The organism is Micromonospora sp. H33 (genome assembly GCF_052068455.1).
GTDB lineage: Bacteria > Actinomycetota > Actinomycetes > Mycobacteriales > Micromonosporaceae > Micromonospora.
This window is the reverse complement of record NZ_JBQHDE010000007.1, coordinates 1-12561: the sequence shown is the minus strand read 5'-3', so window position 1 is coordinate 12561 and position 12561 is coordinate 1. Positions and strand designations below refer to the sequence as shown.

Annotated in this window: 12 protein-coding genes and 1 pseudogene; 4 read left to right on the top strand and 9 right to left on the bottom strand. The window is 72.5% G+C overall.

What is annotated here, in order from left to right:
• From ACTMS0_RS17250 to ACTMS0_RS17230, 5 genes are all read right to left on the bottom strand, one after another.
• Entirely contained in the window at positions 1-1173 is a 1173-nt protein-coding gene (locus ACTMS0_RS17250) for an ABC transporter ATP-binding protein (protein WP_441156230.1), read from the bottom strand.
• On the bottom strand, positions 1173-2057 hold the full coding sequence (locus ACTMS0_RS17245) for a carbohydrate ABC transporter permease (protein WP_441156229.1): 885 nt from the start codon (positions 2055-2057) through the stop codon (positions 1173-1175). The genes ACTMS0_RS17250 and ACTMS0_RS17245 overlap by 1 nt, the downstream gene beginning before the upstream one ends.
• The gene (locus tag ACTMS0_RS17240) at positions 2054-3001 is read right to left on the bottom strand and encodes a carbohydrate ABC transporter permease (protein ID WP_441156228.1); all 948 of its coding nucleotides are present in this window, start codon (positions 2999-3001) and stop codon (positions 2054-2056) included. The genes ACTMS0_RS17245 and ACTMS0_RS17240 overlap by 4 nt, the downstream gene beginning before the upstream one ends.
• Positions 2976-4373 (bottom strand): extracellular solute-binding protein, encoded by a 1398-nt coding sequence (locus ACTMS0_RS17235; RefSeq protein WP_441156227.1) that lies wholly within the window; start codon positions 4371-4373, stop codon positions 2976-2978. The genes ACTMS0_RS17240 and ACTMS0_RS17235 overlap by 26 nt, the downstream gene beginning before the upstream one ends.
• A 154-nt stretch (positions 4374-4527) precedes the next feature.
• Entirely contained in the window at positions 4528-5265 is a 738-nt protein-coding gene (locus ACTMS0_RS17230) for a GntR family transcriptional regulator (protein WP_441156226.1), read from the bottom strand.
• Between the two features lie 189 nt (positions 5266-5454).
• Here ACTMS0_RS17230 and iolC point away from each other — a divergent pair, with 189 nt between their 5' ends.
• From iolC to iolD, 4 genes are read left to right on the top strand one after another with little or no spacing between them, the layout of a single operon-like run.
• Positions 5455-6438 (top strand): 5-dehydro-2-deoxygluconokinase, encoded by a 984-nt coding sequence (gene iolC, locus ACTMS0_RS17225; protein ID WP_441156225.1) that lies wholly within the window; start codon positions 5455-5457, stop codon positions 6436-6438.
• On the top strand, positions 6435-7322 hold the full coding sequence (locus ACTMS0_RS17220) for a Cgl0159 family (beta/alpha)8-fold protein (RefSeq protein ID WP_441156224.1): 888 nt from the start codon (positions 6435-6437) through the stop codon (positions 7320-7322). The genes iolC and ACTMS0_RS17220 overlap by 4 nt, the downstream gene beginning before the upstream one ends.
• Complete coding sequence (gene iolB / locus ACTMS0_RS17215; RefSeq protein ID WP_441156223.1) at positions 7319-8227, top strand: 5-deoxy-glucuronate isomerase; 909 nt, start codon at positions 7319-7321, stop codon at positions 8225-8227. The genes ACTMS0_RS17220 and iolB overlap by 4 nt, the downstream gene beginning before the upstream one ends.
• Positions 8215-10059: a 3D-(3,5/4)-trihydroxycyclohexane-1,2-dione acylhydrolase (decyclizing) gene (gene iolD / locus ACTMS0_RS17210; protein ID WP_441156222.1), complete on the top strand. Its 1845-nt coding sequence runs from the start codon at positions 8215-8217 to the stop codon at positions 10057-10059. The genes iolB and iolD overlap by 13 nt, the downstream gene beginning before the upstream one ends.
• A gap of 101 nt (positions 10060-10160) precedes the next feature.
• Here iolD and ACTMS0_RS17205 read toward each other — a convergent pair whose 3' ends face one another.
• The 4 genes and pseudogenes from ACTMS0_RS17205 to ACTMS0_RS17190 form a co-directional block, all read right to left on the bottom strand.
• Positions 10161-11243 carry a hypothetical protein gene (locus ACTMS0_RS17205; RefSeq protein ID WP_441156221.1) on the bottom strand — a complete coding sequence of 361 codons (1083 nt, stop codon included), beginning with the start codon at positions 11241-11243 and terminating at the stop codon, positions 10161-10163.
• The gene (locus ACTMS0_RS17200) at positions 11240-11806 is read right to left on the bottom strand and encodes an RNA polymerase sigma factor (RefSeq protein WP_441156220.1); all 567 of its coding nucleotides are present in this window, start codon (positions 11804-11806) and stop codon (positions 11240-11242) included. Before ACTMS0_RS17200 ends, ACTMS0_RS17205 begins: the two co-directional genes overlap by 4 nt.
• A gap of 116 nt (positions 11807-11922) precedes the next feature.
• Positions 11923-12231, bottom strand: a pseudogene (locus ACTMS0_RS17195) (hypothetical protein); the annotation flags it as partial.
• 27 nt (positions 12232-12258) lie between these two features.
• Positions 12259-12561: zinc ribbon domain-containing protein (locus ACTMS0_RS17190; protein ID WP_441156219.1), on the bottom strand; the 303-nt coding region annotated here is incomplete at its 5' end.

The window sequence follows — 12561 nt, the reverse complement described above, 5'->3', positions numbered from 1 at the left end:
TCAGCCCTGCACGCCGGCGCCGGCGCGGGGGGCCGGCACGCTCGCCGGTTCGGCGGCGGTGATCAGGTCGCCGTCGCGGTAGAGCAGGGACCGGCCGGGTCGGGGCACCACCCAGCCGGTGTCGCCCGGTTCGGGTTCGCGGCCCTCCGCGACGACGACCTGCACGCTGGTCCGGCCGACGGCGCCGGCATCGCCCGGGTCGCCGGCGTCGGCGGTGTCCGCGGCGGGTACGTCCAGGGAGACCAGGGAGACGCTGCCCAGGTTCTCCACGACCACGACCTGCCCGGACAGCGCGCCCGGGACCGGGGTGGGGGAGTAGTCGAGGTATTCCGGGCGGACCCCGTAGACCAGCCGTTCCCCGTCGGTGACCTGGCCGCGGGTGTCGTCGGGCAGCGGCAGGCGGGCCTGTCCCACGGCCAGTTCGTCGCCGTGCACCCGGGCGTCGACGAGGTTCATCGGGGTGGAGCCGATGAACCCGGCGACGAAGGTGTTGGCGGGGCGGCGGAACACCTCGGTGGGGGTGCCGACCTGGCGGATCCGGCCGCCGTCCATGACCGCGATCCGGTCGGCCAGGGCGAGCGCCTCGGCCTGGTCGTGGGTGACGAAGACGGTGGTGACGCCGAGTTCCCGTTGCAGTCGCTTGAGGAAGGTGCGCGCCTCCAGCCGGAGCCGGGCGTCGAGGTTGGACAGCGGTTCGTCGAGCAGGAACACCTGGGGGTGGCAGGCCATCGCCCGGGCGAGCGCAACCCGCTGCTGCTGGCCGCCGGAGAGCTGCCCCGGGCGCCGTTGCAGCAGTGCGGACAGGCCGAGTTCGTCGGCGGTCTCGGCGGCCTTGCTGGCCCGGCCACGCCGGTCGACCTTCTTGATCCGCAGCGGGTAGGCGATGTTGTCCTGGACGGTCATGTGCGGGAAGAGGGCGTAGTCCTGGAAGACCATGGCGACGTCCCGCTTGCCCGGCGGCAGGTTGGTGACGTTGCGGTCGCCGATGCGCACCCTGCCCCCGGACGCGACCTCCAGCCCGGCGATGGTGCGCAGCAACGTCGTCTTGCCGCAGCCGGACGGGCCGAGCAGGGCGAAGAACTCGCCGTCGGCGATCTCCAGGTCGAGGGCGTCCAGGGCGCGTACCCCGCCGGGGTAGACCTTGGTCAGCTCGCGCATGGTGATGGCGGACATCAGCGCTTGATCCCTCCGTGGAAGCGGAATCCGTACCGGCTGCTGACGAAGACGAACATGAGCGCCACCGGCAGCGAGTAGAGCAGCGAGAAGGTGGAGAGCAGCCGCAGGTCGGCCTGGCCGCCCTCGGTGTAGAGGGTGTACATGATCACCGCGGCGGGGGCCTTCTCCGGGCCGCGCAGCAGCAGGAACGGCACCAGGAAGTTGCCCCAGACGTTGGCGACCGCCCAGACGCCGACGGTGGCCAGGCCGGGGCGGACCAGCGGCACCACGATGTGCCGCAGGATCTGCAACGGGCTGGCGCCGAAGACCCGGGCGGACTCCTCGTAGGACGTCGGGGTCGCGTCCATGAAGTCCTTCAGGATGAAGATGGCCGCGGGCAGCAGCCCGCCGCTGAGGATCAGGATGACGCCGAGCCGGGAGTCGATCAGGTTGAGCCGGAAGGCCAGCTCGAACAGCGGCACCATGGTGGCGGTGCCGGTGACGATCGACGACAGCAGCAGCAGCCCGTAGAGCAGCGCGTCCCGGCCGGGCACCCGGACCCGGCTCAGCGCGTACGCGGCGAGCGCCGCGAACGTCACCACCAGCGCCGCGGTGCCGGCGGCCAGGTAGACAGAGTTGCGCAGGGAGCTGAGCGCGTACGGGTTGTCCAGCAGGGCGCGGAAGTTGTCCAGGGTGAACTGCGGCAGCGAGGCGGTGATCGTCGGGGTGTCGTCGAACGGGGCGGTCGCCAGCCACAGCAGCGGCAGCGCGAAGAACCCGAGGACGGCGCAGAGGAAGACGTAGCGGCCGATCCGGGCGAGCAGGTGCCGGACCGCGATGGTCGGGCCGTCGGGCGCCGGGTCGGTGGCCGGCGCGGGCGCCGTGGTGGTCGCGGTGCTCACGCCTTCTCCTTCCGGCGGCCCAGCATGCGCAGGTAGACCAGCGCGATGACCAGGTTGATCAGCAGCATGATGAACGAGATCGCGGCGCCGAAGCCGAGTTCGCCGCCGGAGAGCGCCACCTTGTAGACGTAGACCGGCAGGATCTCGGAACGCTGTTCGGGGCCGCCGGCGGTGATGAGGAACGGCGCGAAGTCGTTGAACGTCCAGAGGCTGATCAGCAGCAGGTTGGTCAGCACGTGCCCGCGGATGCGCGGGAAGACGACGTCGCGCAGCTGCTGCCAGGTGGACGCGCCGGCCAGCCGGGCGGTCTCCAGGTGCGAGCGGGGGACGTTCTCGAGCGCGGCGGCGTAGAGCATCATCGAGAACGCGGTGCCGCGCCAGGTGTTGAAGATGATGATCGACAGCATCGGGTGGTCGAGCAGCCAGGCCGTCCCGGGGATGCTGAGCAGCGCGTTGAGCGTGCCGCCGTCGCGGTCCAGCAGGGCGATCCAGAGGAACGCGACCACCGAGCTGGGCAGGATCCACGAGAGCAGGACGAACCCCTCGACCATCCGACGCAGCGGACCGCGGCGGTCGCGCAGCGCGAAGGCGATGGCGAAGCCCAGCCCGGCCTGGCCGATGACCGCCGAGCCGAGGACGAACTGCAGGGTCAGCAGCAGCGAGTTGCGGAACCGCTCGTCGCCCAGCGCGGCAGTGTAGTTGTCCAGACCGACGATCTCCGGGCTGGCGGCGGCCAGGCCGGTCAGCCGGTAGTTGGTGATGCCCAGGTAGATCGTCCAGACGGCCGGCACCACGAGGAAGAGCAGGATCAGCACCATGCTCGGGACGAGGAAGCCGGCGGCGCGGGCCCGGCCGAGCCCGGCGGCGTCGGGGGCGGGGGAGGCGCCCGTCGCCGGGCGCGCTCCCTCGACCGTCTCGTCAGGACGAGACGTTACCTGGACCACCGACGATCCCTTCGACCTTCTTCTGGTACGCGGTGGCCGCCTCGTCGGCACTCTTGCCGGACGCGGCCGCTGCGGTCGCCTCCTGCAGCGCCACCGACACCTGTGGGTACACCGCCAGCGGCGGCCGGTACGCGGTCACCGGCAGCACCTTCTCGGCGACGAAGTTGAGCATCGGGTCGGCCGCGAGGACCTCCTTGTTCACGTCGGTCCGGGCGGTGATCCGGGTGGCCCCGGCCAGTTCGGCCTTGACCGCCTCCGCCGAGTGCATGAACGACAGCAGCTCCCACGCCTGGGACGGGAACTTGGAGTTGGGGTTGAGCGCCCGCACGCCGCCGCCGGACATGCTGACGAAGTCCTGCCCGCGGATGCCGGCGCCGGGCTGCTTGGCCGGGATCAGTGCGTACCCGACGGTGGTGTCCCGGTCGGCCATCTTGGCGATGCCGTCCTTGGGGTTCACCACGCCGCGCCAGAAGTAGTCGCCCTCGGCCAGGATGCCGATCTTGCCGGCGGCGAACTCGGTGAACGACTTGTCGCGCCCCTTGGCCTCCTGCTGGAGCTTCGGGTCGCCCAGGCCGCCGCCGTAGACCTTGGTGTAGAAGTCGAGCATGTCCCTGACCGGTTGGCTGGCACCGGCCCACTTGCCGTCCTTGTAGATCTCGCCGCCGGCGCCGACCAGCAGCGGCAGCGCGCCCTGCATGGAGGTGGCCTCGCCCATCGCGGTGCCGGCGTTGATCTGGATCGGGGTCACCCCGGGCAGCGCCTTGAGCTTGGCGCCGGCGTCGAGGATCTCCTGCCAGCTCCTGGGCTGCCAGTCGGCGGGCAGGCCGGCCTGGGCGAAGAGCTTCTTGTTGTAGTAGAGGACCCGGCCGTCGGTGCCGAGCGGGATGGCGTAGCGCTTGTCCTCGAACGAGCCGAGGCCCTGCACGGTGTCGGGGATCTGCGACCAGCCCTCCCAGGAGTCGACCTGGTCCCCGGCCACCTCGGACAGTGGCTTGAGGTAGCCGGCCTGGACGAACTCGCCGACCCAGATGCCGTCCACGGCGATCACGTCGGCGCCGCCCTTGGACCGCAGGTCCAGGGCCAGCTTGGTCTTGTACTGCTCGTCGTCGACGCCGCTGGGCACGAACGTCACCTTGGCGGTGACGCCCTTGGCCTTCTGCGCCTCGACGAACTTCGGGATGACCCACTTCTCGATCCACTCCGCACCCGCGGAGTTCTTGCCGCCGGCGATCGCGTTGGCGGAGATGGTGAGGGTGATGTTCTTGGCGTCCTTGCCGGCGGGCTCGTCCGAGCCGCCGCACGCCGTGGCGGCGAGGGCGACGGCGGTGAGTGCGGCGAGCACGCCCGCTGCGTGTCTCGGCTTGGCTGACATGGGCTGTTTCCCTTCGCAAGGAGAGACTTCGAAGAGACTCGCGGAGGTCGCCCGCCGGCCGCACGTCCGCCGCCGGCGGTGCTTGCGGCCACAATGTCATGACAGCTTGACGACGTAAATACCTGTCACTGAAATGAGCCGGAAACATCCACCGTCACCGCTCGGCGACGGTCACCTCGAGGGAGTAGCGGCTGGCCCGGTAGATGTGCGCGCCGTGCTCGACGTAGCGGCCCTGGTCGTCATACGCGGTGCGGGTCATGGTGAGCAGCGGCGCGCCGCGCCGCTCGCCCAGCATCCGCGCCTCGGCGGCGGTGGCGGCCCGCGCGCCGATCCGCTGGTGGGCGCCCCGGATCCGCCGTCCGCCGGCGCGCAGGATCGCGTACAGGCCGTCGGCCTGCAACGCCTCCATGGTGAGCCGCGGCAGGTCGACCGGGAGCCAGTTCTCCATCACCGCGAGGGGTTCCCCGTCGGAGAACCGCAGCCGGCGCAGGTGCTGCACCTCGCCGCCGGGCGGCACTCCGAGCGCCGCGGCGACCGCCGGTGGGCAGGCCACGACTGCCAGTTCCAGCACCGAGGTGGACGGTCGCTGGCCGGCGCGGACCAGGTCGTCGTGCAGGCTGGTCAGCTCGACCGCGCGGCGGACCTCACCCCGGACCACCTGGGTGCCCACGCCGCGACGGCGCACGATCAGTCCCTTGTCGACCAGGTGCTGGATCGCCTGCCGCACGGTGGGCCGGGACAGCCCCAGCCGGTCCGCCAGTTGCAACTCGCTGTCCAGGCGGTCGCCCGGGACCAGGTCACCCCGCTGGATCGCCGCGGCGAACTGCTCGGCGACCTGGAAGTAGAGCGGGACCGGGCTGCTGCGGTCGACCGCGATCTCGGGGCCGGTCACGGAATCCTCCTCGCTTCGGCTGCGCGGGGTCGGGCGTGATGATGGGCGCCACTGTACCGAAGGGGTCACCGAGCGCAGAGCGCGGATGTCATGACAACACATTGACACAACTCGTAGAGCACTGTTACCAATCAGGGACGGGATCGAGCTGGCGGGCACGCCGACGCCGGCCGGGACGGAGGGCGCCGCATGCTCGATGTGCTCACCATCGGCCGGGTCGGGGTGGACATCTATCCGTTGCAGGTCGCCACGCCGCTGGCTGACGTCGAGACGTTCGGCAGGTTCCTCGGCGGCAGCCCCACCAACGTGGCGGTCGCGGCCAGCCGGCAAGGCCTGCGCGCCGGGGTCATCACCCGCACCGGCGCCGACGCGTTCGCCGGCTACGTGCACCGGGCGCTGCGGGAGTTCGGGGTGGACGACAGCCAGGTGCTCCCGGTCGAGGGGCTGCCCACCCCGATCACCTTCTGCGAGATCTTCCCACCGGACCACTTCCCGCTCTGGTTCTACCGCACCCCCACCGCCCCGGACCTGCAGATCCGCCCCGAGGAGCTGGACCTCGACGCCATCGTCGGCGCCCGCGTCCTCTGGCTCACCGGCACCGGACTGTGCCAGCAGCCCAGCCGCGACGCGCACACCGCCGCGCTGGCCGCCCGGGACGGCCGCCCGCACACCGTGCTGGACCTGGACTACCGGCCGATGTTCTGGCCCGACCCGGTCGCCGCGACCGCCGCCGTCGCCGAGGCGCTGCCCCGGGTCACCGTCGCCGTCGGCAACCTCGACGAGGTGGAGATCGCGGTCGGCACCCGCGACCCGGACCGGGCCGCGGACCTGCTGCTCGCACGCGGGCCCCGGCTCGCCGTGGTCAAGCTCGGCCCGGCCGGGGTGCTCGCCCGCACCGCCGAGCAGAGTGTACGGGTGCCGCCGGTGCCGGTGGACGTGGTCAACGGGCTCGGCGCCGGCGACGCGTTCGGCGGCGCGCTCTGCCTGGGGCTGCTGCGCGGCTGGCCACTGGAACGGACGCTGCGCTTCGCCAACGCCGCCGGCGCCATCGTCGCCTCCCGCCTGGCCTGCTCCGCCGCCATGCCCGACTACGCCGAGACCGCGGCGCTGGCCGGGGACGCCGGGCCGCGGCCGGCGTCGTCGACCGCCGTCCTGACAGGAGATGACCGGTGAGCACCGAGTACGACGCGCTGACCCGCACCCGCGCGCACCGGCCGCAGGCGATCGCCGAAGCCGCAGCCCGCCGTACCCGCCGGCCGTGGCCCGAGCCGGGCCGGCCGCTGTTCGTCATCGCCGCCGACCACCCGGCCCGGGGCGCCCTCGGCGTGCGGGACCGGCCGATGGCCATGGCCGGGCGGGTGGACCTGCTCGACCGGCTGCGCGTGGCGCTGTCCCGGCCGGGCGTCGACGGCGTGCTCGGCACCCCGGACATCCTGGAGGACCTGCTGTTGCTCGGCGCGCTGGAGAACCGCCTGGCCATCGGCTCGATGAACCGTGGCGGCCTCTCCGGCGCCACCTTCGAACTCGACGACCGGTTCACCGCCTACGACGCCGACAGCATCGCCGCCATGGGCTACGACGGCGGCAAGATGCTCTGCCGGATCGACCCGGACGACCCGGGCAGCGCCTCCACCCTGCAGGCCTGCGCCCAGGCGGTCACCGCGCTCGCGGCCCACCGCACCGTGGCTCTGGTCGAGCCGCTGTGGGTGGCCCGCAACGATGGCCGGGTCAGCGCCGACCTGCGCCCGGAGGCGGTCATCAAGGGCGTCAGCGTCGGGCAGGCGCTCGGGTCGACCAGCGCGTACACGTGGTTGAAGCTGCCGGCCATCGACGAGATGGAGCGGGTGATGGCCGCGACCACCCTGCCGGTCCTGCTGCTCGGCGGCGACCCGGTGGAGGCGCCGGACGTGGTGTACGCGCGGTGGCAGCGGGCGCTGCGGCTACCCGGCGTGCGCGGCCTGGTGGTCGGCCGGGCGCTGCTCTACCCGCCCGACGACGACGTGGCCGCCGCGGTGGACCTCGCCGGGTCACTGCTGCCCACCGGGCAGGACGCGTGAGGACTGGCGAGGCGCACCTGACCTGGGGCGGCGCCGCCCGCGCGCCGTGGGCGCTGGAGGTCACTCCGGAGCGGGCCGGCTGGCGGTACGCGGGACTGCGGGTGCTCACCCTGCCCGCCGGCGGCGAGGTCAGCTTCGCCACCGGAGACGAGGAGATGCTGGTCCTGCCGCTGGCCGGCGCCGCCACCGTGCACTGCGACGGGCTGCGGCTCACCCTGACCGGGCGTACGTCGGTGTTCGCCGCGGTCACCGACTTCGCCTACCTGCCCCGGGACGCCACGGCGACGATCCGCGGCGAGGGCCGCTTCGCCCTGCCGTCCGCCCGGGCCGGCCGCCGGCTGTCGCCCCGCTACGGCGCGGCTCGGGACGTGCCGGTGGAACTGCGCGGCGCCGGGCCGGCCAGCCGGCAGGTCAACAACTTCTGCGCGCCGGACGCCTTCGACTGCGACCGGCTGGTCGCCGTGGAGGTGCTCACCCCCGGCGGGAACTGGTCGTCGTACCCGCCGCACAAGCACGAGGAGGACCGGGCCTACGACGACGGACGGGTGGAGGCGGCGCTGGAGGAGATCTACTACTTCGAGGTGGCCGGCGGCGCGCCCGGCGAGGGTCCGGCGGGCTACCAGCGGGTCTACGGCACCGCAGACCGGCCGATAGACGTGCTGGCCGAGGTGCGCACCGGTGACGTGGTGCTCGTCCCGTACGGCTACCACGGGCCGTCGATGGCCGCCCCCGGCTACGACCTGTACTACCTCAACGTGCTGGCCGGACCCGGCGCCGCCCGCACCATGGCCTGTGTGGACGATCCCCGGCACGGCTGGATCCGGGGCAGCTGGGCCGGGCAGCAGGTCGACCCGCGGCTGCCGCTGACCCGGCCCGGAACGAAAGAGGCGTCATGCCCAGGTTGACGGTGGCGCAGGCGGTGGTGGTGTTCCTGGCCCGGCAGTGGTCCCAGCGCGACGGGCGCCGGCAGCGGCTGATCCCCGCCTGCTTCGGCATCTTCGGCCACGGCAACGTCGCCGGGATCGGCGAAGCCCTGGTCACCGCCGGCGCCGACCTCCCGTACCACCTTTGCCGCACCGAGCAGGGCATGGTGCACACGGCGGCGGCGTACGCCCGGATGACCGACCGGCTCAGCACCCTGGCCTGCACCACCTCGATCGGACCCGGCGCGACCAACCTGGTCACCGGCGCTGCCGGCGCCACCATCAACCGGCTGCCGGTGCTGCTGCTGCCCGGCGACATCTTCGCCACCCGGGTGGCCAACCCCGTGCTGCAGGAGCTGGAGGACCAGCGCTCCTACGACGTCAGCGTCACCGACGCGCTTCGGCCCGTCTCCCGCTACTGGGACCGGATCAACCGGCCGGAACAGCTGCCGGCGGCGCTGCTGGCCGCCATGCGGGTGCTGACCGACCCGGCGGAGACCGGCGCGGTCACCCTCGCCCTGCCGCAGGACGTGCAGGCCCAGGCGTACGACTGGCCGGACGAGCTGTTCGCCGAACGGGTCTGGCACGTGCCGCGCCCCCGCGCCGACGAGGCGGCGCTGGCCCGGGCGGCCGGGATCGTGCGGGCGGCCCGCCGGCCGCTCGTGGTGGCCGGCGGTGGGGTGATCTACAGCGGGGCCACCGAGGCGCTGCGCCGGTTCGCCGAGGAGCACGGGGTGCCCGTGGCCGAGACCCAGGCCGGCACCGGCGCGATGCGGTACGGCCATCCGCTCGCCCTCGGCGCGGTCGGCGTCACCGGGACCACCGCGGCCAACGAGATCGCGGCCGGCGCGGACGTGGTGATCGGGGTGGGCACCCGCTACAGCGACTTCACCACCGCCTCCGGCACCCTGTTCGGCGACGAGGTGCGTTTCGTGAACCTGAACCTCACCGGCTTCGACGCGGCCAAACTGTCCGGTACGCAGGTCGTCGGCGACGCGCGGGAGAGCCTTACCGCCCTCCGCGAGGCCTGCGCCGGCTGGGCCACCGAGCCGGCGTACCGGGTCTCGGTGAGCCAACTGCGGGAGCGGTGGACGGCCGTCGCGGACCGTGCCCGGCACGTCGCCCCGGACGCGCCGCTCACCCAGACCGCGGTGATCGGCGCGGTCAACGACGCCGCCGGCGCGCGCGGCGTGGTGGTGTGCGCGGCCGGGTCCATGCCCGGTGACCTGCACCGGCTGTGGCGCAGCGGCGACCCGAAGAGCTACCACGTCGAGTACGGCTACTCCTGCATGGGTTACGAGATCGCCGGCGGGATCGGGGTGAAGCTGGCCGCGCCGGAGCGCGAGGTGTTCGTGCTGGTCGGCGACGGGTCCTACCTGATGCTGCCGAGCGAGCTGGCCACCGCGGTCGCCGAGGGCCTCAAGCTGGTGGTGGTGCTGGTCGACAACTCCGGCTTCGCCTCGATCGGCCGGCTGTCGGAGAGCGTCGGCGCGCACCGGCTCGGTACCGCCTACCTCGACCGGACCGGGGCGCCGCTGCCGATCGACCTCGGCGCCAACGCGGCCAGCCTCGGTGCCGACCTGATCCGGGTGTCGACCATGGAGCAGCTTCGTACGGCTCTGGCGACGGCGAAGGCGGCGACCCGGACCAGCGTGCTGCACGTGCAGACCGACCGGTTCCAGGCCGGTCCGGACGCTGGCGCCTGGTGGGACGTTCCGGTCGCCGAGGTCGCCACCACCGCGGAGGGGCGGGCCGCCCGGGCCGCGTACGAGGCGGGGCGCAAGAGCCGGCGCACCCACCTGCGTCCCGCCTGACCGGTTGGGGGTCGGGCCGGTTCTGGACCCATCGCCGAGCGGGCGCCGGGGATCCCCTGATCCCCGGCGCCCGGCCCGAGAAGCTGCCCGATCCGGGACTGCTACTCGCAGCCCAGGGCCTGTCGGTACCCGGCGGGCGGCTCTCCGGCGGCCACCTTGTCGGCGGTCTCCCAGAACACCTCCGGCCAGTCACCCTCGTCGTTCATCTGGTGCAGCACCTTCCACTTGTGGCTGCTGCGCAACGCGTCACCGGCCCGCTGGACGGCGGCGTCGTCGCCGGCCTTCTTCGCGCGCAGCCATTCGGCGATCCACCCGCAGCCGACCCGGCTGGTCACCCCGGCACCGAACTGATAGGCGTCGTTGGTGCCGAGGTCGTTCAGCGCGGCAGTGTCGAAGCCCGGAGGGAGCGGCACGTCGACGAGTACCTCGGCCGCCCGCTCGGCCACCCGCTCCGGTGTGACGATCTCCGCCGGAAGCGCGGCCAGCCACGTGCGGGCGTCGACGCGGATCACGTCGGCGAGAACCTGATCGAACTCGCTACGCGTCCAGGCGCCCCCGGTGCGCAGTTCGACGAAGGAACCGTCCCGGGGACGGAGCATGACCGCGAAGTCGCTCGCGCTGTACCGGAACAGGTCGCCCGGCCAGCCGTCGACCTTCACCGGCTCCGGCTTGCTGACCCGGAGCCGATCCTCGTGGTAGCCGCCGTACTGGCCGGCCGGGTACCAGTTCATCTCCAGCTGCCGTTCGCCGTTGCTGAACGCGATGGTGCCTGCCTTCTCGGCGAATCCGTAGACGGTGGTCGCCTTCCAGCCGGGCTGGTCGATCAGCAACCGCGGGTTCTCCTCGGCCGCTTTGAGCACCATCGCCGGATAAGAGGTTGTCCTCGTCGCTTCGGAGGTGGTCGTCGGGGAAGCCGGGCCGCCTCCCGGCTGGTCGTCATTCATGATCGAGACAGCCAGGACACCGGCGAGAACGGTGGCCGCGACGCTTGCGCCGGCGAGGCCGCTCATCATGCCGCGGCGTGCCCGGAGGCGCTTGCCCGGCGGTTCGTCGACGCGTTCGAGGGCCGGTACGGACATGATCTCCTCCAGGAGGTTCTGCGCGGCCCCGTCGAGGTGCCTGATGACATCGGCGCGGTACGGGTCGGCGTCTCGGACCATCCGGTCGAGGTGCTCGTCGGTCATCTGCCCTCCTCCGAGGCGGGTGCGGCCATGACGTCAAGTACATGTCCGGGCGGGTCGAGGTCGTCACCGACGAGATCTCGCAACCGGGCCCGGGCACGCGACAGCCGGGTACGGACCGCGGCCGGGCTCACGCGCAGGACCGAGGCGGCCTCGCGCGGCTCCAGGCCCTCCCAGAAGGTCAGCATCAACACCTCCCGGTCCAACTCACCCAGCCGGGCCAGCGCGGCCTGGACCGTGAGTCGTCGGGGTACCTCGCTGCCCGGGTCGACGGCGACGGCGACCTTCAGCCGTTGCCGCAGCCGTTCGCCCAGCCGTTCCCGGCGCACCCCGCCGCGGTGGTGGTTGGCCAGGACCCGCCGAGCCACGCCGTACAGCCACAGCCGGGCCTCGGCCTCGGGCGGCATGTCCCGGCTGCGCCGCCAGGCGACGAGGAAGGTCTCGGCGACCACGTCGGCCGCGTCTTCCGGCTGCTCGACGCGCCGCGTCGCGTACGCCAAGAGCGGCTCAAAGTTGACCGCGTAGACGCGTCGGAAGCGGTCCTCGTGCTCAGTCCCGGAACTCACGTCTACTCCATGTCCGGTCGAGCGCCCATCGTGACAGGCCCGATCCAGGGAACCGCTGTGCTCGCCGGCCGGCCTCGACCACCGCAACGGGTTCGGCCGACTGCTGCTACCCCGGCTTACTGATCGGCGCTGCTCAGATGGGGGTTCAACGAGTCGGTGCCGTCATCGAGCTCACCGACGAGCGAGTCCGGGGCACGCATGCGCCACGCGTCGGTGACGAGCTCCTTCAGACGATCCACGTCCACCTGCGCCAGCCGCAGCATGACCAGGGGCAACCCATCGTACGCGGGCGTGGTGAAGAACAGCTCGGGCTCGCCGAGGAGTAACGCCTGCTTCTCCGCTTCGTCGCCCACGTACAGCACCGCGATGTCGGTCCGGATGATGCGCGGCGTACCGGGTCTGCGCTCCGGGTAGGACCAGACGAACCGTTGCGGATGAGCGCTCTTGAGTGCTCATGCAGCCGCGCCTTGCGGTGCGGCGGTCCCGGTCTTACCCACGGGCGCGGTGCCGGGTTGACGCTTCGCAGCCACCGGCCCGCCGGGGCGGGTCTTACGGTCGGCTCCACGTCCAGCCACCGGGCCACTCCCGGCGGTGAATGCATCAGCCGCGATCGCGGCTAGGTTGCGGGCGGCGTTGAGGTCCCGGTCCAGCACCAGGCCGCACGCCTCGCAGTCGTACTCGCGCTCGGACAGGGCGAGCTTGGTTTTCACCGCGCCACAGTCCGAGCAGGTCTTGGAGGACGGATACCAGCGGTC